This window comes from uncultured Stenotrophomonas sp. (assembly GCF_963519125.1).
In the GTDB taxonomy this organism is placed as follows: domain Bacteria; phylum Pseudomonadota; class Gammaproteobacteria; order Xanthomonadales; family Xanthomonadaceae; genus Stenotrophomonas.
This window is the reverse complement of record NZ_CAUQLJ010000033.1, coordinates 1-22,358: the sequence shown is the minus strand read 5'-3', so window position 1 is coordinate 22,358 and position 22,358 is coordinate 1. Positions and strand designations below refer to the sequence as shown.

Sequence of the window (22,358 nt, the reverse complement as noted above, 5' to 3'; positions counted from 1 at the left end):
GGGCAACGCCGAGGTGGTGTCCAGCGCCACCGGCGGCGGCGCGGTCCCCGGCGCGCCTTCGGCCACGGTCACGCGCAGGTCGGGCAGCGTGGCGCTGCGCGCCTGCCTGGCGCGCACGTCCCACCAGCCCATGCGCGGGCCGGGGATGGCCAGGGTGCCAGGCTGCCGCGGCACCACCGAATAGCGCCGGGTCAGGGTCAGGCGCGGGGTGCCACCGTTGAAGGTCTCGTCGTACTGCGGCGGTTCGGCGAACACCTGCGCGCCGGGGCCGACGTCCAGCGGCGGCAGCTCCGGGAACTGCGCCCGCGTGGCGCCCTCGGCGACAGCCTCGACCACCACCGTGACCGCTTCGCCGGCGCGCCCGTGGGTGGGCGCGGCGGTGTAGCGCAGGCGCAGGTCGTGCAGGGGCAGCCACGGCTGCGGCGCCGCGCCCGGTTGCGCACGGACCTGCAGGGTGCGGTCGGGCGCATTGGCGCGCAGCCGGCCGTCGCCACCGAACAGGTCGTCGAAGAAGCCGCCGGCACTGCGTCCTTCGAAGCGCGCGCCCTTCACCACCAGCGGGCCGCTGCGCTCGGGAATCAGCAGGTAGCGGCGCTCCACCACGTTGTAGCGGCGGCCGTTGACCTCGCGGACCAGGCTGCGGTCTTCACCCACCCGCTGCAGCGATGCGCCTTCGGGCGCGTCGAATCCCAGCTCGCCCGACAACAACTGCGAGGCGTAGTAGAGACGCACCACCACGCCCACGCTCTGCTGCACGTAGGGGTTGGCATCGTCCACTTCGGTTTCGACGAAGGCTTTGGCATTGCCCGGCACTGCTGCCGATGCGCCGGTGCTGGCCGACACCGTCAGCGGCATCGGCGCGGTCAGCACGTTGCCGACCCGCAACGACGGAATGGTCAGCACACCGCTGCGGCGCGGGGTCAGCGCCACGCCGTACAGCGAGCGCGACTGCATGGCGCCGTTGCTCCACTGCACCTGGCGGCTGCTGGTCTGGCCACTGAGTTCGAAGTCGGCCTGCAACGGGGTGTAGTCGGGCGCGCCGCCGTCGGACTCGATGTTGAGGGTGACCGTCTCGGTGTCGCTGATCGCATCGCGGTCCAGCCAGGCCCGGGTCTGCGCGTTGGCCACGCCGCTCACGCACAGCAGCAGCCAGACGCAGGCGCGCCACCCGAGCCGCGTGGAAGTTGCTGGGTTCATGGTCCTTCCCGTTTCCTGCGTTCGTTTTCGAGTTGGAACTTGGCCCGCAGCAAGCTGCCGGGATCGTCCGGCACCCGCCGCATCCAGGCCTCCACGGCCTGGCGCTGCTCGCGCTGCTGCGGCGTCTCGTTGGCCTGGCGGCGCTGCGCCGGCGTCTGGTCGGCCTGGCCCTGCTGGCGCTGCATCGCCTCGTCCATGCGCTGGCGCTGCGCGGCGTCGGCGCGTGCCTGCTCGGCCGGGTCTGGTTTGCCCGGCTCGCTCTTCCGCGGCGCGTTGCCCTGCCCGGTCTGCGGCTCGCCTTGTTCACCCTGCTTGCCAGGATCCTGCTTCTGCTGCTGCGGGCTCTGCTGGTTACTGTTCTGCTGGTTCTGCTGGTTCTTCTGGTTCTGCTGCTGGTTTCCGCCCTGCGGCGGCTTGCGCTTGCGCGCGGCGTCCACCGCTGCACGGTTGGCCACCGCATCGGGCATGCCCGGTCGCTGGCGCAGCGCATCGTCATACGCGGCGATGGCGGCGTCGTACTGGCCTTGGCGGGCCAGCGCGTTGCCCAGGTTGTAGTGGGCTTCGGGACCTTCGATGCCTTCGAACTGCTGCTGGGCAGCCGCGAAGTCACCGCGTCGATACGCGTCCACACCGGCGGCAATCCGCTGCTGGTCGCGCTGGTCGTCGCGCTGCCACAGCGAGCGTTCGGCCGCGTACGACGGCGTCGGCGCGGCCAGCGGCAGCAGCACGCACAGCAGCGCCACCGCAGCGAAGCCACGACGTCGGAAGGCCCATAGCGACAACAGCATCAACGGCGGCAGCAACCAGAAACCTTCATCGCGCCAGGCCATGCCCTCGCCCTGCCGGCTCTGGCCTTCGCCAGCGCTGCTGCGCGGGGTGAGCACACCCAGTGCACGCAGGTCGCGATCGTCGTTGGCCACGGCGGCGTAGCGGCCGCCGCCGGCATCGGCCAAGGCACGCAGCCCGTCCGGTTCCAGCTGGGCGCGTTCGATCTGCCCATCGCTGCTGCGGTAGGCGGCGCCGGCCGGCGTGCCCAGCCCCAGCACCGATACCTGGATGCCCTGCGCACGTGCGGCAGCGGCGGCCGCACGTGCCGCATCGTCGGCGCGGTCGGTCAGCAGCAGGACGTCGCCGCCCTTGGCCCCGGACTGCTGCAACAACAGCACTGCGGCTTCGATGGCGCGGTCGGCGCGCTGGCCATCGCGCGGCATCACGTCCGGCGCGAGGGCATCGAGATACAAGGCCACGTTGGCGCGGTCGCCAGTCAGCGGCGCCACGGTGTAGGCATCGTCGGCGTAGGCCAGCAGGGCCAGTTCGCCACCGCTGCGCTCGCGCAACAGGGTGGCCAGCTTGGCCCGCGCCTGCAGCAGACGGGACGGCGGCAGGTCGGTGGCGGTGATCCGCGAGGACAGGTCCACTGCCACTACCAGCGGCGCAGGCGCCTGCCACAGCGGCTGCGGCAGCTGCCGCCAGCCCGGGCCGGCCAGCGCCAGCACGGCCAGTGTCCAGCCCAGCAGCAACAGGAGCAGGCTGCCCCACGCGCGGCGGCCACCGGCGACCAGCAGGTGCGGCAGCAGGTGCGCGTCCACGTTCTGCCGCCACACGCTGCCGCGACGGCGGCGCCAGTGCCAGAGCAGCGCGATCAGCGGCAATGCAGCCAACGCCCACAGCACTGCGGGGCGCGCAAAGTGCAATGGCATATCCAGCATGTTCATGCCCAGCGCCTCGGCAGCAGCCAGGCCAGTGCGCCCAGCAGCATGGCCATTGCCAGCGGCCACCCGTAGCGCTCGATGCGGGGGCGCACGGCGGCGCCGGCGGCGGTGATGGGTTCCAGCCGGTCCAGCTCGGCGTAGATTCCCGCCAGCTCATCAGTGTTGCGCGCGCGGAAGGCGCGACCGCCGGTGAGCTCGGCAATGCGGCGCAGCGTCGCTTCGTCGACCGGGTCGTCCCCTGCCGCGATCTGCACGCCGAACAGGCTCATGCCGCCGTCGCCACCAAACGCCACCGGGTACACCCGCACGCCTTCGGCCTTGGCCAGCTCGGCGGCGCGCAGCGGCGGCAGCACGCCGGCATTGCTGACGCCATCGGTAAGCAGGATCAGCACGCGCTGGCCTTCGGGCTGCTCGCGCAGGCGTTTGACCGCCAGTGCGATCGCGTCGCCGATCGCGGTATCGCGACCGGCCAGGCCGACCTCGCTATCGGTGAGCTGATTGCGCACGGTGGTCAGATCGGCGGTGATCGGGGTCAGCGTGTACGCGCGCTCGCCGAAGATCAGCAGGCCGACCCGGTCGCCGGCGCGGCGGTCGAGGAAGTCGGCCAGCACCGCCTTGGCCGCTGACAGGCGTTGCACGACCTGGTTGCCCAGCGTCATGTCCGGTTCGCTCATGCTGCCGGAGACATCCACCGCCAGCATCATCTGGCGGCCTTGTTGCGGCGGCGCGATCGGCTCGCCCAGCTGCTGCGGGCGGGCCAGTGCCACGCACAGGCAGGCCCAGGCAAGCCACAGCAGCAACCGGCCCACGCGCCACGCGGCAACGCCGTGGGCCTGGCCGAGTTCGGCCAGCGCACCCGCGGCATACGGCACCCGCAGCGCGGGCCCGGCCACTGCACGACGCGGCCACCAGCGCATCAACCACGGCAACGGCAGGGCCAGCAGCGCCCAGGGCCAGGCCAGGTCGTCGAGCCACGGCAGCAACGAAAGCAGGCTCTGCGGCATCATCGTCCGCGCCCGCTGATCAGGGTGAGGAAACGCGGCCGCGCCAGGCTCCGCAACCGCTCCACCTCGTCGGCGGCCAGCGTGGGGCGGTAGGCGCCGTCGAGCAGCAAGCGGCCGTCACCGTCGGAAAACGCGCGGCTGCCGGGGGTATCGAGGAATTCAAGCCACGCCTGGCCCTGCAGCAGCTCCGCACCGGCCTGCCGACGGCGCGCGGCGCGGCGCAGCAGTTCGGCGACGGCCGCCACCTGCGCAGCGCCCGGGGCGGCGCCATCGACGGCCGCGTCGAACAGCTGCAGCCAGCGCCGCTCGCGTCGACGACGCAGCGCGCGCCAGGCCCACAGCGCGGCCACGATGATGACCAGCACGGCCAGCACCAGCCACCAGCCCAGCGGCAGCGGCCACCAGGACGGGTACGGCGGCAGATGCACGTCGCGCAGTTGCAGTGCGGCGGCGGTGGTCATGCCACCACCGCCGACGGCAGCGGGCCCAGCCAGCAGTCGCTGGCATCGTCGGTACTGACCACGTGCACCTGGATGCGGCGCGCGCCCAGGCTGCGCTGCAGCGCTTCCAGCGGTTCAACGAAACGCGCGTGCCAGTGTGCGCGCACGGCGCTGTCGTGCAGGTCGAGCACCACCGGGCGACCCTGCGACAGGAACGGCAGCACGGCGTCGGGCGGCGCCAGCTCGAGCGGGTCGGCCAGCAGCATCAGCTGCACTTCGTGGTGCATGGCCAGCGCGGTCCAGCGCGGAATGTCGATCGCGGCCGCGCGCGCCGGATCGGCCAGCACCACCACCCGGGCGCCGGGTCGGAGCACGCGTGCGGCCTGCTGCAGGGCACTGTCCAGGCCGGTGTCGTCGGCCGGCGGTGCCGCGTACCAGCGGGTCAGCGCGTCGAGCACGCGCAGCACGCCGCGGGTGCCACCGGCGGGTGCGATAGGCGCTTCGCTGCGGCTGCCGCGCAACGCGCTCAGGCGGTCACCCTGGCGCTGCGCCAGCCATGCGGCCACCGCACCGACGCGTGCGGCCTGCACCGACTTGAAGCGCACCCGCGTGCCGAAGTACAGCACGGGGTCGGTGTCGGCCACCAGCAGGGTCAGGCGTTCGCGTTCGGCCTGGAACAGCTTGGTGTGCGCACGGCCGGTGCGCGCGGTCACCCGCCAGTCGATGTGGCGGGCGTCGTCGCCGGGCACGTACTCACGCGACTCGGCGTACTCCATGCCACGCCCGCGCATCGGCGACGGTGCCTGGCCGGCATGGGCCAGGCGCCCGCGTCGTGCCGGCGCGAGCCGGTGCGCGCTGCCGCGCAGCGCCACCAGCTCGGCCAGGCTCGGCTGCACGCCGTTGCCTGCCAGCGTCGTGGCCGGGGTGTCGTCGGAATCGCGCATGCCGGGCTCAGGGCACCGGCACGCGGGCCAGCAGTTCGGCCACCAGGCGTTCGCCGTCCCAGCCTTCGGCCGTGGCTTCGTAGCTGGGCAGTACGCGGTGGCGCAGTACATCGGGCGCCACGCTGCGCACATCGTCGGGGGTGACGAAGTCACGGCCGGCCAGCCAGGCGCGCGCACGCGCGCAGCGCTCCAGCGCGATCGAGCCACGAGGACTGGCGCCCCAGGCGATGCGACGCGCCAGCGCCGGGTCGTAGCGGGCCGGGTCGCGGGTGGCCAGCACCAGTTCGATCAGGTAACGCTCCAGCGCCGGGGCCATGTGCAGCGACAGGATCGCGCGGCGAGCGGCGAACACATCGTCCAGCGGCATCCGCGACGGGGCCGGTGCAGGCGCGCCCAGCGCGTCGCGGGCGCGTTCGCGCGCCAGCCGCAGGATCTCGGCTTCGGCGGTGGAATCGGGATAGCCGATCCGGACGTGCATCAGGAACCGGTCCAGCTGCGCTTCGGGCAGCGGGAAGGTGCCCTCCTGCTCGATCGGGTTCTGGGTTGCCATCACCAGGAACAGCGGCGGCAGGGCGTAGGTGTGCCGGCCGACGGTGACCTGGCGTTCGCCCATTGCCTCCAGCAGCGCCGACTGCACCTTGGCAGGCGCGCGGTTGATTTCATCGGCGAGCAGGATCGGGTGGAAGATCGGGCCGGGCACGAACTCGAAGCGCCCTTCCTGCGGGCGCCAGATCTCGGTGCCGGTCAGGTCGGCGGGAAGCAGGTCGGGGGTGAACTGGACCCGGGAGAAGTCGGCTTCCAATCGCGCCGCGAGGGCGCGGATGGCAGTGGTCTTGGCCAGTCCGGGCGCGCCTTCGACCAGCAGGTGGCCGTCGGCCAGCAGCGCGGTGAGCAGGCGCTCGACCAGGGCATCCTGGCCAACGATCTCGGCCGAAAGCGCTGCGCGCAGCGCGCGGAAGCCGTCGTGCAGGCGGTCGTGCTCCGGGGCCGGGGCGACGGGCGTGGAGTCGGGTGCGGGCATGGGGGGTGGCAGGTTCATGGGTCCATCTGACCACGCGACAGGCGTAAGGTTCCGCGCCCATGATGGCAGGCCCGGCCCCGCTGCGGGATCAAGATTGCCTGAACGCGAAAAGGGCCGCACGGTGGCGGCCCTTTCGCTGTACCACGGTGCCAGGACTCAGTTGGTCTTGGCCACGCGCAGCACCTTCGGGGTGACGAAGACCAGCAGTTCGGCCTTGTCCTTGTTGCGGCTGCGCTTCTTGAACAGGTTGCCGAGGAACGGCACGTCGCCCAGGAACGGCACCTTGTTGACGCTGTTGCGGTCGGTGAACTCGTACACGCCACCGATCACGACGGTCTGGCCATCGTCGACCAGCACCGCGGTGTTGACTTCGCGGCGGTTGATCGTCGGGACCTGGCCGTAGCCTTCCAGCACGATGTAGCTTTCGACTTCATCCTTCTTGACCGACATGTTCAGGAACACGCGGTTGTCGTTGGTGATGGTCGGGGTGACCTTCAGTTCCAGCAGCACTTCCTTGAACTGTACGTTCGGGGTCGCCGCCTGGCCACCGGTGCCGCCGGTGATGGTGACGTAGCCGATTTCCTTGCCCTGCTTGATCACCGCTTCGCGCTGGTTGGTGGTGACCACACGCGGGTTGGAGATCACTTCGCCGCGCGATTCCTGCTGCATGGCCGAGAGCTCCACGTCCAGCAGGTAGCCGGCGTTGAGGATCGACAGTGCCAGCGAACCCGGGTTGAGGGTGCTTGCAACCGGCAGGTTCCAGTTCAGGCCACCGGCGTTGATGGTGCGCGGCGGACGAACCGGCACGGGTCCGGTACCGCCACCGGCGGCCCACTCGTTCAGCGCTTCCTGGTACTCGGTGGCGTTTTCGCCGTCGCTGGTGATGTTGCTGTGGTTGGTGGTGGTGTTGCCGCTGAAGTACACGTTGTCGCGGCTGCCGGTGATGCCGAACTTGGCACCCAGCTCACGCGCGAAGGTGTCGGTGGCGATCACGATGCGGCTTTCGATCAGCACCTGGTCGACCGGGCGGTCGATCACGCTGATCAGCTCGCGCATGCGCGCGACCTTCTTGGGGATGTCGCTGATCATCAGCGTATTGGTGCGCTCGTCGGCCACCAGGCGACCGCGCGACGACAGGAAGCCGCTGTCTTCCTGCGACGAGCTGCCACCGCCGCCGCTACCACCACCGCCACCACTGCTGCCGCCGATGCCCTTGGCTTCGGTCAGCGCTTTGAAGATCTGCGCGGCGTTGTGATAGTTGATCTGGACGTATTCGGTGACGAGGTCCACACGCTGGTCGATCGCGATGCGCGCGTCTTCCTTGTCCTGCTCGAACTTGGCCAGCTCCGGCTGCGGCGCGACCCAGATCACGCCGCCCTCGCGGCGCTTGTCCAGGCCCTTGGCGCGCAGCACGATGTCCAGCGCCTGGTCCCACGGCACGTTGACCAGACGCAGGGTGACGTTGCCGGCGACGCTGTCGGAGGCCACGATGTTCAGGTTCGACTCTTCCGCGATCAACTGCAGCACGGTGCGCACCGGCACGTCCTGGAAGTTGAAGGTCACCGGCTTGCCGCTGTAACCGCGCTGGGCAACCGCCGCGGCCGCCTGGGTCACGGTGGCCGCGTTGATCGCACCGGTGGCCGGGGCGTTCTTGCGGGCGCTGATCTCGACCACGTACTCGTTGCCGGTCTGGTAGGCCAGCGACTCGAACGCGGTATTGGTGTTGAGCACCAGCTGGGTGCCGCCGCCGTACGGCTTCGGGTCGATGCGCTGCACCGGGGTGGCGAAGTCGACCACGTTGATCGACTTCTGCAGGGTGTCCGGCAGGGTCGCATTGCCGATGTCGACGACCACGCTGTTGCCCTGGGTGCGCAGGTCCGGGTTGGCGCCGGCACCGTCGAACTGCAGGATCAGGCGGCCGCTGCCGTCTTCGCCGCGCTTGAAGTCGATCTTGGACACCGCCAGCGAGGCCGGTGCGGCGGCCGGCGTGGCGCCAGCCCCCTGGGTGGTTGCCGCTGCAGCCGGCGTGGCCGCCATCAGCGTGCCATTGGCCACCATGAGCGCGACTCCCAGCGCGCACAGGTGGATCAGCTTCGGGCGCCGGACGGAGCGCTGCAGCATGGCGTTGGAAAAGGTCATCGTGCTATCCCCATAATCATTCATTGATCTTCAAGCGCGATCGATGCAGGCCGTTCCAGCCAGCCGCCCGCGCCATCCGGCACCAGTTCAATCAGTTCGATCCGGTCTTCGAAGACCCCGGTCACGCGACCGTCGCTCTGCCCCATGTAGACCCCCGGACGCACCCGATAGGTGACCTTGTCCGGTGCCATCACCAGCGCGACCAGTCCGCCGCCGTTGCCGATCGAACCGACCATGTCCAAGGCGTCCAGCGGGAAGGCTTCCAGCGGCTCCTTGCGGCGGTTCGGGTCCGGGCGCAGGCCCGAGCCACCGGCCTGGGGGTTGGCCCAGGCGTCGGTGAACGGGTCACGCATGCCCTGTGCGGAGTACTCGAAGGTCTCGAACTGCTGCATGACCGGCAGCGGTTCGAGCGGCGGTGCCGGGCGTGCACGCACGTCGGCGGTCCACTTTTCCAGGTTGGGCGCATCGCCGGGCGTGCTGGAGATGCTGCGTGCGCAGCCTGCCAGCAGTACCAGCATCAGCAGGCCACAGATCCGTGCGGTGTATGCAAGGTTCATGGCTTGCCTCCGTTCGCAGCGGCGGTCTGGGCGGCAGCTTTTTCCTGCGCTTCCATTTCCACGTCGTCCAGGTACCGGTAGGTCTTGACCGTACCGGACAGCTCCAGCGCGCCACTGCGTGCGGTGATGCCGGTCTTGGGGTCCTTGGGCTTGAGGTTGATGTCGTGCATGGTCAGGATGACCACGCGCGGCAACGAGGCCACGCCGCTGACGAACGCGCCGAACTGGTGGTAACTGCCCACCATGCGCAGGGCGATCGGTTTTTCGGCGTAGAACTCCTTGGGCACTTCCTCACCGGGCTGGAACAGCTCGTTGACCAGGCCGCTGGACAACGCGGTCTGCGAGATGTCGATGATCAGGTCCGGCATTTCGGTCTTGCTGGGCAGCTGGCGCAGCATCTGCTGCAGCACCTGCTCCATCTGGGCCAGCTGCTGTTTCAGCGGCTCCAGGTTGACCGCGCGGCCCTGTTCCTTCTCGAAGTCCGCGCGCAGCCCGACTTCGGTGCGCTCCAGGGTTTCAAGCTCTTCGCGCTTGCCGCTGATGAGGACGAACCAGGCCAGGATGATGATCAACAACGACAGCAGCGAGCAGAAGACGATCTTGGCCTGCTGCGGCCAGCTGCCGATGTTGTTGAAGTCCAGGTCCTTCATGTTGACTTTCTTGCTCATGCGGCCCCCTTCTGCGGCGCGCTGGACGCCGCCGGTTGCGTTGCCGGGGCAGGAACGATGCGGCTGCCAGCGGGTGCCGGTGCGGCCGGAGCCGGAGCCGGTGCATCAGCAGGTGCCGGGGCGGTGCCCGGCGCCGGGGCCAGCGGTGCCACGGCCGGCGCGGTGGCCGGTGCGGCGTTCGGGTCGGCGCCCGGCGTGACCGCGCTGCCGTCCGGCGCCAGGCCGTCGACCGCTTCGCTCTGCGCCGGCAGCGTCACCTTGACCACGAACACGTACGGCAGCGCCGAGATGTCCGCGACCGGGCCCACCACCTTGTCCTTCTCTTCTTCCGGCTTGCGCGCTTCGATCACCGACAGTTCCGGCTTGGTCATCCAGCCCGAGCTTTCCAGGTTGCGCATGTAGGCGCTGACCCGGGCGTTGGACTGGGTGCGGCCTTCCAGGGTCAGGATGTCGCCTTCCTGCTTCAACGCGGTCAGCACCAGACCATCAGGAATGGTCCGGACCAGCGCGTCGAACAGGTGCACCATCTGCGAACGCTTGGCCTGCAGCTGCTCGATCACCTTCTTGCGGGCCAGCAGACGATCGCGCTGGCGGTCCAGGCGGTCGATCTCCTTGTTCTGCTCCTTGACCTTGGCGATCTCGGCCTGCAGGAACGTGTTGCGATCCTCCTGGCCGCTGACCTGACGGTCGTAGTAGAACCAGATCAAGGCCGACAACACGACGCCGGCGATGGCGGCGAAGCCCAACATCGTCATGAACTCGCGCTGGCGTTGCTTGCGCCGTTCGGCGCGCCAGGGCAATAGATTGATTCTTGCCATCAGTCGAAGCTCCTCAGCGCCAGCCCGGTGGCAATCATCAGCGCCGGGGCATCCTGGGCCAGGGCATGTGCCTGTACCTTCGGACCCAGCGTCATCTGCGCCAACGGGTTGGCCACCACGGTAGCCACGCCCAACTGCTCTTCCACCATTTCCGGAAGACCGGCCAGCGCCGCGCAACCGCCGGCCAGCACGATGTGGTCGACCCGGTTGAACTCGCTGCCCGCGTAGAAGAACTGCAACAGGCGGCTGATCTGCTGGACGGTGGCTTCCTTGAACGGCTCGAGGACTTCCACCTCGTAGCTTTCCGGCAGCCCCCCCTGGCGCTTGGCCAGGCCGGCTTCCTCGTAGGTCAGGCCGTAGCGGCGCATGACCTCGTCGGTCAGCTGCTTGCCGCCGAACACCTGCTCACGGCTGTACAGGCTGCGCCCGCCACGAAGCACGTTCAGGGTGGTCATGGTGGCGCCGATGTCGACCAGCGCAACCACGCCATCGCTGGCGATCGGCAGCTCGCTGGCGACCAGGGCGAAGGCGTTTTCGACCGCGAAGGCCTCCACGTCCATCACCCGGGCGGTCAGGCCACCGAGTTCCAGCGCCGACTGGCGCAGCTCCACGTTCTCGGAGCGCGAAGCCGCCAACAGCACCTGGACCATTTCCGGGTTGTTGGGGATCGCCCCGAGCACCTCGAAGTCGAGGTTCACTTCCTCGATCGGGTACGGGATGTAGTTGACCGCTTCGAGCTCGACCTGGGCTTCCATGTCGTTCTCGTCCAGGTCGGCCGGCATCGGGATGAGCTTGGTGATGACCGCAGAACCGGCCACGGCCGCGGCGGCATGCCGTGCCTTGGTACCGGAGCGGTTCACCGCGCGGCGGATGGCCTCACCCACGGCCTCCACTTCCACGATGTTCTTTTCCACCACCGCATTCGGCGGAAGTGGTTCCACAGCGTAATGTTCCACACGGAAACGATTGCCGCTGCGGGAAAGCTGCAGAAGCTTTACTGCAGTCGAACTGATGTCGACGCCGATAAGCGGCGACTGGCTTTTTGGGATAAGCCCCACGGTTTCTCCCCTGCCGACGGGCACTTGAACGCATAACCTGCGTCCGCGCATTAATAACGTTTTTTTTGCAAATGGCAACAGCCAACGTTCAAAACGCGCAGCAGCGCACGCTTTGCCCGTCCCCTGACGGTCACCGAAATGCTCTCCCCGGGAACAACCCCAGCCGTTCCCTTGCGTAATCTATACTCTGCGGCCACGAAATTCGCAATCGGAATCTGTCACTGATGACTCGTCTTCGACGCTGGCTGCGCTGGATGCTGGTGGTTTTCCTGGTCCTGGCCCTGATCGGCGCGGCCGTCGCCGGTGGCCTGTACTACGCCATTTCCGCGCGGCTGCCGGACGTCCAGACCCTGCGCGACATCGAGATGCAGGAGCCGATGTACGTCTATGCGGCCGACGGCCAGCTGATGGCGGTGTTCGGCGAGTCGCGGCGCACCCCGATCACCATGAAGGAGGTCCCCGAGCGCCTCAAGCAGGCCTTCCTGGCCACCGAGGACGCCCGCTTCTACGAGCACGGCGGGGTCGACTACAAGGGCATCGCGCGCGCGGTGTGGCTGCTGGCCACCACCAACGACAAGCGGGTCCCGGGCGGGTCGACCATCACCCAGCAGGTGGCCCGGCAGTTCTTCCTGAGCTCGGAGTACAGCTACACCCGCAAGCTGGCCGAGATCCTGCTGGCCCGCAAGATCGAGCAGGAGCTGAGCAAGGACGAGATCTTCGAGCTGTACCTGAACAAGAGCTTCTTCGGCAACCGCTCCTACGGCGTGGCCGCTGCGGCCCAGTTCTACTACGGCAAGACCCTGGCCGAGCTGGACCTGGACGAGATGGCCTCGCTGGCCGGCATCCCCAAGTTCCCCTCCAGCGGCAACCCGATCAGCAACCCCGAGCGCGCCCGCGAGCGCCGCGACTTCTACGTGCTGCAGCGCATGGCCAACCTGGGCTTCATCAGCCAGGCCGAGGCCAACGCGGCCAAGGCGGTGCCGATGCACGCCACCGCGCATGAGCCGCCGGTCCAGGTCGACGCCCCGTACGTGGCCGAGCTGGTCCGCCAGGAAATGATCGCCCGCTTCGGCGGCGACGTGCTCAACAAGGGCTACCACGTCACCACCACCATCAATGCCGAGATGCAGGCGGCGGCGAACCTGGCGGTGCGCGACGGCCTGCTGCAGTACGACCATCGGCACGGCTGGCACGGGGTGGAGCAGCAGGTGGCGCTGGGCGCGGGCGACGATGCGGCGGCGCTGGCCGCGCATCTGCGCGGCATCAGCGCCCAGTCCGGGCTGCTGCCGGCCATCGTCGCGTCCACCAGCGCCGACGGCAGTGCCACCGTGGTGCTGGCCAACCGCACCGAGCTGGTACTGCCGGCCTCGGCCGCCAAGTGGACCAACAAGACCCCGGCCAAGCTGGTCCAGCGCGGCGACATCGTGCGCGTGCGCACTGGCGAGAAAGAGGGCCAGTGGCTGTTGGACCAGATTCCGCGCGGCCAGTCCGCGTTGGTCTCGCTGGACGCCCAGACCGGTGCGCTGAAGGCGCTGGTGGGCGGTTTCAGCTTCTCCGGCAACAAGTTCAACCGCGCCACCCAGGCGCGCCGCCAGCCGGGTTCCAGCTTCAAGCCGTTCATCTACGCGGCCGCATTCGACAAGGGCTTCAACCCGGCCTCGATCGTGCTGGACGCCCCGGTGGTGTTCCGCGACCGCCGCGGCAAGACCTGGCAGCCGCAGAACGACGGCGGCGGGTTCCGCGGCCCGATGCGCCTGCGCGAAGCACTGGTGCAGTCGCGCAACCTGGTGTCGGTGCGCCTGCTCGACGGCATGGGCGTGGAGTACGCACGCAAGTACATCAGCGAGTTCGGCTTCGCCGAGGCCGAGCTGCCGCCGAACCTGTCGATGTCGCTGGGCACCGCTTCGCTGACCCCGTTGTCGGTGGCGCGCGGCTATGCGGTATTCGCCAACGGCGGCTCGCGCGTGGACACCTGGTTGATCGACCAGGTGAGCGACCGCGACGGCAACCTGGTGTTCAAGGAGAATCCGGCCCGGGCCTGCCGCGAGTGCGTCGGCACCAGTGGCGGCGCGCCGGTGAGCCAGGTGGTGGACGGCTTCAACTTCGGCGCGGCTGCGGCGCCGGCCCCGGCCGGTGCGGCCACGCCCGAGCAGGTCGCCGCACCCGTGGTGCCGGTCGACCCGAACGCGCGTACCGCGCCGCGGGCGATCGATGCGCGCACCGCCTACCAGCTGGTTTCGATGATGCGCGACGTGGTCCAGCGCGGTACCGGCACCGCGGCCAAGGTGCTGGGCCGCGAGGACGTGGGCGGCAAGACCGGCTCCACCAACGACCACCGCGACGCGTGGTTCTCCGGCTTCGGCGGTCCATACGCCACCACCGTATGGGTGGGCCGCGACGACTTCCGCTCGCTGGGCTACCGCGAATACGGCGGCCGTGCGGCACTGCCGATCTGGATCGACTACATGCGGGTGGCGTTGAAGGACACCCCGGTGGCGCAGAACGAGCCGCCGACCGGCATGGTCCAGGCCACGCTCAATGGCGCTACCGAGTGGGTCAAGGTCGAGGACATGGAAAAGCTTGCCGAGTACGACTTCAATACCCAGACCCAGCAGGCCGACGACGCGGCGTTCGACATATTCTGATCGTTGAAACGTCACGCGCAGCATGCGCGTGACGTGTAGAGTCGGTGGCAGGTCGCAAAGGGGAGATCCGCTCATGCATCGTGCACGCCAGCATGCCGAGAGCCAGACCCGCGAACGCCGCCACCGGCTTGCCCACGAGGCAGCCCGGTTGATGGCCGAAGGCGGAATCCGCGACTACCACCAGGCCAAACTGAAGGCCGCCGGGCGGCTCGGCATCCATGACGATGCCTCGCTGCCGCGCAATACCGAGATCGAAGACGCCCTGCGCGAGTACCAGCGCCTGTTCGCCGGTGCCGGGCACGGCACACAGCTGCGCCAGCGCCGCGAAGCCGGGCTGCGCGCACTGGAATTCCTGCACGGGTTCTCGCCGCGCCTGTGCGGGCCGGTGCTGGAGGGCACCGCCGACGCCAACAGCCCCGTGCAGCTGCAGCTGCACAGCGACGACGCCGATGCCGTGCAGCGCTTCCTGGAGGAGCACCGGATCCCGGCCGAGTCGCGCATGCGGCGCCTGCGCCTGGATCGCGAGCGCACGCTGGATGCACCGGTGTGGGTGTTCAGTGCCGAAGGGCTGACCTTCGACGTGGCGGTGCTGCCCTACGACGCGCTGCGCCAGCCACCGCTGTCGAGCATCGACGAGAAACCGATGCGGCGCGCCTCGGCCGCGCAGCTGCGCACGCTGCTGGCCGAAGACGAGATCAGGGGCTACCTGGACAGCCCCTGAGGTTTCTACGCCGCCTTTACCAGCCGATGCCCACGCCCACCGCCACGGCGCTCTCACCGCCTTGGCTAAAGGCACCGTTGAGGCTGAAGGTGGTGGTGGCGCGCCGGTCGAGCACGCGCTGGTAGCCCACCGCGAGCGCAGACTCGCCATCGGCATGGCCGATGCCTGCGCCCAACCGGTTCCAGGTAGGCAGCCCGGCGGTGTTCATCGCCATGGCCGCCTGCGCGCTGCCCATCGCGGCCATGCGGTTCATGCGGCGGTCGAGCCGGTCGAAGCGGCGGTCGACGCCGGCCAGCGCCTGGTCGGTGTAGGCATTGGCACGCTGCACCGCGTCGTCCACGGCACGCGCATCGACCGGCGGCGGGGTTTGAACCTGTTGTACCTGGGCCGGCGCCGAATCGGCCGGACGTGCTGCGGACTCGGGGACAGGGGCCGCCGACACCACCTCGCGGTCTGCGTCGGCAGATGCGTCCGCGGACGCCACCGCCAGCACGGGGGCCGCTTCCGCGGCGGCACCGCCCTGGGCGTCACTGCCTTGCCCGTCAGCGTCGTGCTGCGCGGCCAACGCACTGACCTGCTCGTCCATGTCGCCCAAGCGGTCATGCGCGGCGCTCACTGCGTAATCCAGCGCATCCAGCGCGCCGGCAATCGTGCCGTGGTACCTGCCCTGTACCGCGAAGCGCATCGCGCGCACTCCGCCTTCGGCGTTGATGCCGGTGCCGAGCACGCTGGCCAGGTCCGAGAGCTGCCGCAGCGACACCACGTCGTCGGGCGCGATGCCCGGCATCGCGTTGGTGATGCGCCGGCGGATGCCCTGCCCGCCTACCGACACTTCGAACGGTCGCTGCACGATCGAAGCAAAGCCCAACGCGACGCTGTCATGGGCGCCTTCCCAGACCTGGGTGGAGGCGCCGATGGCCATGCCGTTTTCGGCCAGCACGCGCGAACGCGAGCCGAGTGCGAAGCCGTCTGCAGCGCCTTCAAGGATGATCGCTGCGCGGCCCAGGGCCACCGAATTGGTGCCCAGCGCGGTGGCGTAGCTGCCGATCGCGGTCGAGCCCGAGCCCTGCGCACGGGCGTCGCTGCCCATCGCGGTACCCAGGTGTCCAGCGTAGGCAGGGAAACTTTCGTCGTCGGCGCCGACCCGTGCGTACAACTGGGTGTACTCCAGCGCTGCGACCCGCTTTTCAGTGGCAAACAACTGCGTTCCGTTGACGGCGTGGCGACTGTCGGGACCGATATCGCCTTCGCCCAGTGCGATCAATCGCGCACCGCGCAGGTGCACCGTGGCGTCCTTGTCGAAGCGCACCACGTCGCTCAGGTCGGGAACGACCGCCTGCATGTTGTCGCGCAACTGGTCGATGTCGAAGCGGTTGCGGGCGATCCGCTGGCCGTTGTCGTTGACCTGCCAGAGCGCGTCGGACCACTCCGGCGGCAGCACGACCTCGGCGGGCAGCGGCGGCGGTGCCGGTGGCACCTGGCAATGGTAGATGCGCTCGCGCCCATGGTCGCGGCCGAACACGCCGGCCACGCCGACACCGACCCCCAGGCCACCGGCAAACGACAGCGCGCGTGCAGAGGCAGGCACCTCATCCTCGCGCGTGTCCACGCCCACAGGGCTGGGCACCAGCGGCGGCGTGGCGGCAACGGCCCCCGGCAACGCCACGATCAGCGCGGCGGCAAGGCGGGCGCGCTGGCGCAGGGGACGTGCGTGTTCTAAACGGTACATGGTGGTTCCCTTCAAGGCAGCAGGACCTGCTGGTGTTCGCGATAGCCGTCGCGGCTGAGCCGGTAATCCACGCGCAGCCGCGCGCCGGATGCCGGCTGGAAAGGCAGCGCCAGCGCAGCGCCTGGATAGACGCTGCGCTCGATGTCATGCGTGGTACGGGCGCCGGCGAGGCACTGTTCGATGCGGCGGATGCCCAGCCGCAGCGTTCCGCGGTTGTGCAGCTGGCCATCGACCAGCTGCATCGCGACGCGGCCGTCGGCGGGCAGCACGTTGACCAGCACGCCCCAGACCAGGCTGACCCCAAGGGTGGCGCTGGTGGCGGACGCGGGCTCCACCGGCGCGTCCGGATCCTGACCGCGCACGCCTTCGAAGTACACCCGGAAGGCGGTTTCCTCGGCCACCGGCGTCAGTGCAATCACGCGGACCAGGCGGCTGCCGCCGCCGGCCAGCGCGAACATGCCTGGCGTGACCGCCAGCGCCGCGGCGTCCCCCGTGGGTTCGTCCACTTCGTGTTCGGCCCCACCCGCCGGTTCCACCACGCGCTTGACCGTGGCCCGTACGTACTGGGTGCGCGGCGACTGCGCATGCACGCGGATGCTGGTGGTGCGCCCGGCGTCGACGTGCACGCGCATCGGGTGCACGTCCAGGTTGGCCGACACCGGGGCGGCCCACAGCAGGAAAATCAGCAGGAAAACAGCACGATGCAGGCGCATTGGAATCTCGGGGACGTCAGGGGCGGCGGGTCGGCAAGCGCATTTCAAGGGTGAGATCGCCCTGGTAGCGCCCATCGCGTTTGTCGGCGGCGGGAAACCGCGGGGTCTGGAAGCTCAGTGGCGTCGGCACGCAGTGCACGGTCTGTTCCATGCCCGGCAGCAGCACCGGCCGCAGTTCGGCGCTGTCGATCCCGTCCAGCACGGTGTGAACGTCGCGGGCGAGGTCGATGCGGCGGCCCCCGTGCAGCAGGTGCAGGCGGTAGTCGATGCGGTCATGGGCGGCGGCACCGCCGCGCAGGTGCCAGACCGAAAAGTGACCGGCCGGCCGGCCGGGCGCGTCGGGGCGGCCGTCGCGCGCGACCAGCTCCAGCTGGCTGCTGAGCGAGCCCAGCCCGTCATACAGGCACATCTCCAGCACCGCTTCCCCGCCCACGCTGGCCGGTGCCGGCTGCGTGCGCACCTGCAACTGCAGGTCCATCGGCGCAACCGAGGCGCCGTGCTCGGGAAAGTGGATGGCCGCACGCGCGGGATCGGTTACCAGCACCTCCAGCGCGAACACATGCCGGCCCAGCACCGCGCCGCCCCGCCCGCTGCGCACGTCCAGGTGCAGCTCGGCCTGCCAGCGCCCGGCCACCAGCTGCGCGATGTCGCGCGCCGCGATCTCCAGCGTGGCAGCGGTGCCGGCGGGCGCGACGTGGCACTCGCGCGTGGACGATGTCCACAACGGGTATTCCGATTTATCCCAGAAGTCGTCGCTGCAGGCGCGCTCCCATTCGGCTCGCTCCAGCCAGCCCAGGACCGCGATCTCGCGGCGCTGCCCACTGCGTTGCTCGTGGAATTCCAGCTGGATCGGGCTGCGCCCGGTCGGCCCTCCCCCGGTGTCGGTGCGCGGGCAGCGCCCACGCTCGGGGGTGTCGGTGCAGGTGACGTGGATGCCGCCGTGCCCGTACACCACTTCCTGGAAGCCGAGCACGGTGCGTGGCCTCCACAGCGACAGTGGCTGCGGTGCGGCCCGGTCGAAGGCGTGGTGCAGCGTGGTGACGGTGGTTCCCGGCGTGGGCACGGTCACCGGCGGGCGCTGTGCTGCGGCGGGCGCGGCCTGCAGCAGCCCGACCAGCCCGATCCAGGCCACCCGATACGCGGGGCCGCTCACGGCCGACCCAGTGCGATCGGCGCGCCATCGAGCAACTGCTGGACCCGTGGCTGCTGGCTGATGCGTTCGGGCAGCGCATCGCGTGCCAGCGGCGCACAGGCCAGCGGCCCGACCAGCAGCACTACGCTGCGCTGCTCGCGCACCTGCAGCGGGCACTGCAGCAGCTTTTCCTGCAGCAGCAGGTACAGCATGGCTTCGCGCTGCGGGAACTCGGCCATGAACCCGCCGTCGTGCCCCAGCGGTGGCGCGGCCGCGTTGAGGATGCGCGCGCCGGCCAGCGCGCTGCCACCGGCGTCGCGCGCGCTGCCGATGTAGGTGAACGTGGTTTCGACGCCGACCGGCAGCGCGATCACCCGACCCGGCAGCAGGAACGGCTGGTGCGCCGTTCCCGGGCGGGTCACGCGCACGCCGGCGTCCTGCACGTGGTTGGCGACATCGTGCACGTCCACCCGGTGGCGCTGGTAGCTACTCAACGGCAGCAGGCGACGCTGGCCGAAGCGCAGGACCTGGCGCTGCTGCGCACCGGCCTGCACCTCGGCGGCGGCACCGTCCAGGGCCGGCAGGTCGGCCTCGGCCACGCTCACCGCGACGCCGGCATCGGCGCCGCTGGCGCTGCCCCAGAACAGACCACGCCGTGACAGGGCCAGGGCCGAACCGTGGCTGACACTGTAGGCAGTGGCGTTGGCATCGGCCTGCCGGAAGTGCGACAGCACCGCACCGGTATGTCCCAACGGCGTGTAGGCACGCAGCGCAAGCAGGGCATCGACATCACCGCGGTCGCCCAGAGCGACTTCGGCACCGGCCTCGCGCGCACTGCCGTCCTGTTCCTGTCGCCAGGACCGCGCCAGCGTCATGCTCCGCTCCGGTTCGGCGTGACGTGGCTGCCGGGCCTCGACGCCGAACCGGCGCAACACGCTGCTGCCTGCCGCATGGCGCAGGCGGGAGACGGCCACGCCGAATTGCACGCCCTGGTCGGGGTGCACGCTGTCCTGGCGCCAGGCACCGAGCCGGGCGCTGACGCTCATGCCGCGCCACTGCCGGGTCAGGCTGTAGTTCATCTGCACGCTGCGGCTGCGCTCGGGGAGGCGGGCGACAACGCCGGAACCTGCAGGCACCGCACTGCGTCGGCGGGTGTGCCCGAGATACAGGCTGCCGCCCGCCAGCGGCAGGCTCAACGACGCGCTCAACGCATCGGCACAGCCGAGCCGGTCGTTGTCGGCGTCCAGGCTCGGGCGGCAGCGCGCACCCCGCATGCGCTGGCGATACAGGTTCCAGGAGGCACGGTTGCGCAGGTTGAGCTGCTGCTGACTGCCGCGGCTGCCATCGCTGCCGGCAATCGCGCCGATCTCGGCCTGCAGGTCATGCGTGCGGACCCGGTGCCGGGTGCCGGAGCGCAGTTCGGCGTAGCGACGATCGCCGATCCGCGCGACCCCCAGGCTGGCCCCAGAATGGGGCGTCAGCGGCAGCCGCAGGCCGGCCTGCAATGCGCCCTGCCCGGCCACCGGCACGCGCGCATGCGCCTGTTCCCGGCCGCCCTGCACGAACCACTGCAGTCCCGGTTCGCCCCACGCCTGGCCGCGTGAGAACGGTTGGATTTCGGTGCGCACCAGGCGGCCATCTTAATGGATGCGCAGGGTGACCTCGTAGCTGCCGGGCGGGAACTGGCGGGTGTCCAGGTCGGTGACGCCGGCGGGCAGGTAGAAGGTCTGCAGCAGGCGCCCGCCATCGAAGGCGTCCACGCGTGCAGGTCGGGACAGCAGCACCGTGAGCGGCGCAGCGCCGGGGTTGGCGTCGACATCGATGTAGGCCTGGGTGGTGCCCATGCGCACGCCGTCGAACCGCTCCAGCGGCAGCAGGCCGAGACCGAACTGGCCGCCCTGGCTGCTGGCCAGGTTGCGCCGGTCCATCCGGCCCAGCTGCAGGTAGTGGCGGCGGGCCAGGTCGTGGCGGTAGTACAGGTCGTCGACCTGGAAGCGGCTGCGGGTGGCATGGCCGCTCCACGCCTGCCTGGCGTAGTTCCAGGTGCCGCCGAGATGCCCGCTGCGCAGCACGCCGAGCGCGGCACTGCCATGCGCATTGAGCGCGTGGTCGCGGCCGCCGCCGCTGAGGGCCAGGCTCTGCTGGTGCAGCAGGGCATTTTCGGCGAGCTCGCTGAGGCGGTGCAGGCCGTCGTCGGCCGGGGCGGCGCGCGGCAGCCAGCGCAGCGCGGGAAACAGCAGCAGGGCGCCGTCGACTTCGTCGAAGATGGCATGCACGCGGTGGGGATCCTCGGCAGGGGCGCGCCAGCCGCAACCGGGCACCGGCTGGGCATGGACGCAGGCAAGATGGCTGTCGCGCGGCAGCGGGGCCGACAGCGCGGGCAGCAGGGTCTGCTGGGCGGAACGGGACATGCCCAGCGCGGCCACCACCTGCGCAGGGTCTTCGAGCTGCACGTGGTCAAGGGTGACCCAGGCGGGCCACAGGCCGGCCGAGCGACCGAACGCGCGTACCTCCAGGTGTTCGCGCTGGCCACTGACCAGGTCTTCGAAACCGGCCGGCACCGGGCTCGCCTGGGCCGTCATCGGACCCAGCACAAGCGCCACCGCCAGCCGGACAAGGGCGGAAGCAGGAATTCGCATGGTGAAGGGCCGACACCGGGCCCTCGGCCCGATGCCGGCGAACGGATCAGAGGCCGCTGGCTCGCTGTGCCAGCACCAGGCTGACCGGGCCGTCGTACAGGCCGGCGGCGGTGATCGGACCGGGCGTGGCCTGGGCCACGGTCAACGGCATTTCGATGGAGGCGCCGGGAATGGCGCCCAGGAACAGCTGGTCGGCAGTGAAGGCAATGGGCGCAACGCCCAGCTCGCGACCATTGAGGCTGATCGACAGCGGGATGTCGGTGGCGCCGGCGGCGGTGACCTTGGGCATCAGCACGGCCGGTTCGGCCAGGCGCACGTCCACGTCCAGGCTGGTGTCGTTGGAGAACACACGAACGCGTTCGCTCCAGCTGCCCAGGCCCTGTCCTGCGCGATACGGCATCTGCACGGCATCGGGGAGCACGCTGCCGTCGGCCTTGAGCAGCGACAGCGTCGGGTCGATATTGGCCCAGACGGTGATATGCGCTTCGGCGGCGTGGGCGGACACTGCGGCGGTAAAGATCGCCAGGCCAAGCGCGGCCTGCTTCAACGTGCGGTACATGAGTTTTTCTCCCTTGATTGGAATGCACCTCGCATGAGGGTGCCGATCAAGGTAGGCAGTGCGCGGTGGCGTCCACACGCAACCATTCTTAAAGCCAGCGCACGCCAGTGGGATCTGCGACAGCGCGCGCGATGCCGCTGCAATTCAAGCGTTCCGAGCAAGTTTCAGTCAATCGCGTCCACGTCTGTCGCTTGCAGCAGGGACAAAAAAAAACACCTCCTTGCGGAGGTGTTTTTTGACGCAACCAGCGCTGGATCAGCCCTGGTAGTCGCGCACGTCGCTGCCGGTGTAGACCTGGCGCGGGCGGCCGATCTTCATTTCCGGATCGACCTGCTGTTCCAGCCAATGCGCGACCCAGCCGGAAGTGCGGCCCAGCGCGAACATGACGGTGAACATTTCGGTCGGGATCTGCAGCGCCTTGTAGATGATGCCGCTGTAGAAGTCGACGTTCGGGTACAGCTTGCGGGCGACGAAGTAGTCGTCCTGCAGCGCGGCCTGTTCCAGCTTGACCGCAACGTCGAGCAGCGGATCCTGCACGCCCAGCTGCTTGAGCACCTTGCTGGTCATCTCACCGATGACCTTGGCGCGCGGGTCAAAGTTCTTGTACACGCGGTGGCCGAAGCCCATCAGGCGGAAGCCGGAGGTCTTGTCCTTGGCCTTGA

20 protein-coding genes are annotated in these 22,358 nt (G+C 69.7%); 2 read left to right on the top strand and 18 right to left on the bottom strand.

Going from position 1 to position 22,358, the window contains the following annotated elements; genetic code table 11:
* The 11 genes from RYM47_RS18445 to RYM47_RS18395 form a co-directional block, all read right to left on the bottom strand.
* Positions 1-1,197 (bottom strand): BatD family protein (locus tag RYM47_RS18445; RefSeq protein ID WP_315389870.1); only part of this gene is annotated, 1,197 nt, incomplete at its 3' end.
* Positions 1,194-2,912 carry a VWA domain-containing protein gene (locus tag RYM47_RS18440; protein ID WP_315389868.1) on the bottom strand — a complete coding sequence of 573 codons (1,719 nt, stop codon included), beginning with the start codon at positions 2,910-2,912 and terminating at the stop codon, positions 1,194-1,196. The genes RYM47_RS18445 and RYM47_RS18440, both read right to left, overlap by 4 nt.
* Positions 2,909-3,916: a VWA domain-containing protein gene (locus RYM47_RS18435; RefSeq protein ID WP_315389866.1), complete on the bottom strand. Its 1,008-nt coding sequence runs from the start codon at positions 3,914-3,916 to the stop codon at positions 2,909-2,911. The genes RYM47_RS18440 and RYM47_RS18435 overlap by 4 nt, the downstream gene beginning before the upstream one ends.
* Positions 3,913-4,374: a DUF4381 domain-containing protein gene (locus tag RYM47_RS18430; RefSeq protein WP_315389864.1), complete on the bottom strand. Its 462-nt coding sequence runs from the start codon at positions 4,372-4,374 to the stop codon at positions 3,913-3,915. Before RYM47_RS18430 ends, RYM47_RS18435 begins: the two co-directional genes overlap by 4 nt.
* The gene (locus RYM47_RS18425) at positions 4,371-5,297 is read right to left on the bottom strand and encodes a DUF58 domain-containing protein (RefSeq protein ID WP_315389863.1); all 927 of its coding nucleotides are present in this window, start codon (positions 5,295-5,297) and stop codon (positions 4,371-4,373) included. Before RYM47_RS18425 ends, RYM47_RS18430 begins: the two co-directional genes overlap by 4 nt.
* A 7-nt stretch (positions 5,298-5,304) precedes the next feature.
* Positions 5,305-6,336, bottom strand: a complete 1,032-nt coding sequence (locus RYM47_RS18420) for a MoxR family ATPase (protein ID WP_315389861.1) — start codon at positions 6,334-6,336, stop codon at positions 5,305-5,307.
* Between the two features lie 138 nt (positions 6,337-6,474).
* Positions 6,475-8,457, bottom strand: a complete 1,983-nt coding sequence (locus RYM47_RS18415; protein WP_315389860.1) for a type IV pilus secretin PilQ family protein — start codon at positions 8,455-8,457, stop codon at positions 6,475-6,477.
* Between the two features lie 20 nt (positions 8,458-8,477).
* On the bottom strand, positions 8,478-8,975 hold the full coding sequence (locus tag RYM47_RS18410) for a pilus assembly protein PilP (RefSeq protein WP_246233493.1): 498 nt from the start codon (positions 8,973-8,975) through the stop codon (positions 8,478-8,480).
* A 35-nt stretch (positions 8,976-9,010) separates the two neighbouring features.
* Positions 9,011-9,682, bottom strand: coding sequence for a type 4a pilus biogenesis protein PilO (pilO, locus tag RYM47_RS18405; protein WP_315389859.1), 672 nt, complete (start codon positions 9,680-9,682; stop codon positions 9,011-9,013).
* Entirely contained in the window at positions 9,679-10,500 is an 822-nt protein-coding gene (locus RYM47_RS18400) for a PilN domain-containing protein (protein ID WP_315389858.1), read from the bottom strand. Before RYM47_RS18400 ends, pilO begins: the two co-directional genes overlap by 4 nt.
* Positions 10,500-11,558: a pilus assembly protein PilM gene (locus RYM47_RS18395; protein WP_343229872.1), complete on the bottom strand. Its 1,059-nt coding sequence runs from the start codon at positions 11,556-11,558 to the stop codon at positions 10,500-10,502. The genes RYM47_RS18400 and RYM47_RS18395 overlap by 1 nt, the downstream gene beginning before the upstream one ends.
* A gap of 224 nt (positions 11,559-11,782) precedes the next feature.
* On the opposite strand from RYM47_RS18395, the gene RYM47_RS18390 reads away from it, so the two are divergent.
* A complete protein-coding gene (locus tag RYM47_RS18390) occupies positions 11,783-14,203 on the top strand; it encodes a penicillin-binding protein 1A (RefSeq protein WP_315389855.1) in 2,421 nt (806 codons plus the stop codon).
* Between the two features lie 73 nt (positions 14,204-14,276).
* Positions 14,277-14,924 carry a hypothetical protein gene (locus tag RYM47_RS18385; RefSeq protein WP_315389853.1) on the top strand — a complete coding sequence of 216 codons (648 nt, stop codon included), beginning with the start codon at positions 14,277-14,279 and terminating at the stop codon, positions 14,922-14,924.
* 16 nt (positions 14,925-14,940) lie between these two features.
* Here RYM47_RS18385 and RYM47_RS18380 read toward each other — a convergent pair whose 3' ends face one another.
* The 7 genes from RYM47_RS18380 to RYM47_RS18350 all read right to left on the bottom strand — a co-directional run.
* A complete protein-coding gene (locus RYM47_RS18380; protein ID WP_315389851.1) occupies positions 14,941-16,653 on the bottom strand; it encodes a YadA-like family protein in 1,713 nt (570 codons plus the stop codon).
* 11 nt (positions 16,654-16,664) lie between these two features.
* Positions 16,665-17,366 (bottom strand): pilus assembly protein, encoded by a 702-nt coding sequence (locus RYM47_RS18375; protein WP_315389849.1) that lies wholly within the window; start codon positions 17,364-17,366, stop codon positions 16,665-16,667.
* Positions 17,367-17,382: 16 nt separating this feature from the next.
* Entirely contained in the window at positions 17,383-18,519 is a 1,137-nt protein-coding gene (locus RYM47_RS18370; protein WP_315389848.1) for a CfaE/CblD family pilus tip adhesin, read from the bottom strand.
* Positions 18,516-20,126, bottom strand: a complete 1,611-nt coding sequence (locus RYM47_RS18365; RefSeq protein ID WP_315389847.1) for a CS1-pili formation C-terminal domain-containing protein — start codon at positions 20,124-20,126, stop codon at positions 18,516-18,518. Before RYM47_RS18365 ends, RYM47_RS18370 begins: the two co-directional genes overlap by 4 nt.
* Before the next feature lie 12 nt (positions 20,127-20,138).
* Entirely contained in the window at positions 20,139-21,137 is a 999-nt protein-coding gene (locus tag RYM47_RS18360) for a TcfC E-set like domain-containing protein (RefSeq protein WP_315389846.1), read from the bottom strand.
* A 46-nt stretch (positions 21,138-21,183) separates the two neighbouring features.
* Positions 21,184-21,696, bottom strand: a complete 513-nt coding sequence (locus tag RYM47_RS18355) for a CS1 type fimbrial major subunit (protein WP_315389845.1) — start codon at positions 21,694-21,696, stop codon at positions 21,184-21,186.
* 255 nt (positions 21,697-21,951) lie between these two features.
* The coding region (locus RYM47_RS18350; protein WP_315389843.1) for a citrate/2-methylcitrate synthase at positions 21,952-22,358 on the bottom strand (407 nt) is incomplete at its 5' end.

Coding starts and splice junctions, on each gene's coding strand:
- RYM47_RS18385 (WP_315389853.1), top strand. CDS start 14,277: ATGCATCGTGCACGCCAGCATGCCGAGAGCCAGACCCGCGAACGCCGC.
- RYM47_RS18390 (WP_315389855.1), top strand. CDS start 11,783: ATGACTCGTCTTCGACGCTGGCTGCGCTGGATGCTGGTGGTTTTCCTG.
- RYM47_RS18355 (WP_315389845.1), bottom strand. CDS start 21,696: ATGTACCGCACGTTGAAGCAGGCCGCGCTTGGCCTGGCGATCTTTACC.
- RYM47_RS18430 (WP_315389864.1), bottom strand. CDS start 4,374: ATGACCACCGCCGCCGCACTGCAACTGCGCGACGTGCATCTGCCGCCG.
- RYM47_RS18380 (WP_315389851.1), bottom strand. CDS start 16,653: ATGTACCGTTTAGAACACGCACGTCCCCTGCGCCAGCGCGCCCGCCTT.
- RYM47_RS18375 (WP_315389849.1), bottom strand. CDS start 17,366: ATGCGCCTGCATCGTGCTGTTTTCCTGCTGATTTTCCTGCTGTGGGCC.
- RYM47_RS18415 (WP_315389860.1), bottom strand. CDS start 8,457: ATGACCTTTTCCAACGCCATGCTGCAGCGCTCCGTCCGGCGCCCGAAG.
- RYM47_RS18435 (WP_315389866.1), bottom strand. CDS start 3,916: ATGATGCCGCAGAGCCTGCTTTCGTTGCTGCCGTGGCTCGACGACCTG.
- RYM47_RS18420 (WP_315389861.1), bottom strand. CDS start 6,336: ATGAACCTGCCACCCCCCATGCCCGCACCCGACTCCACGCCCGTCGCC.
- RYM47_RS18410 (WP_246233493.1), bottom strand. CDS start 8,975: ATGCTGGTACTGCTGGCAGGCTGCGCACGCAGCATCTCCAGCACGCCC.
- RYM47_RS18400 (WP_315389858.1), bottom strand. CDS start 10,500: ATGGCAAGAATCAATCTATTGCCCTGGCGCGCCGAACGGCGCAAGCAA.
- pilO (WP_315389859.1), bottom strand. CDS start 9,682: ATGAGCAAGAAAGTCAACATGAAGGACCTGGACTTCAACAACATCGGC.
- RYM47_RS18360 (WP_315389846.1), bottom strand. CDS start 21,137: ATGCGAATTCCTGCTTCCGCCCTTGTCCGGCTGGCGGTGGCGCTTGTG.
- RYM47_RS18425 (WP_315389863.1), bottom strand. CDS start 5,297: ATGCGCGATTCCGACGACACCCCGGCCACGACGCTGGCAGGCAACGGC.
- RYM47_RS18440 (WP_315389868.1), bottom strand. CDS start 2,912: ATGAACATGCTGGATATGCCATTGCACTTTGCGCGCCCCGCAGTGCTG.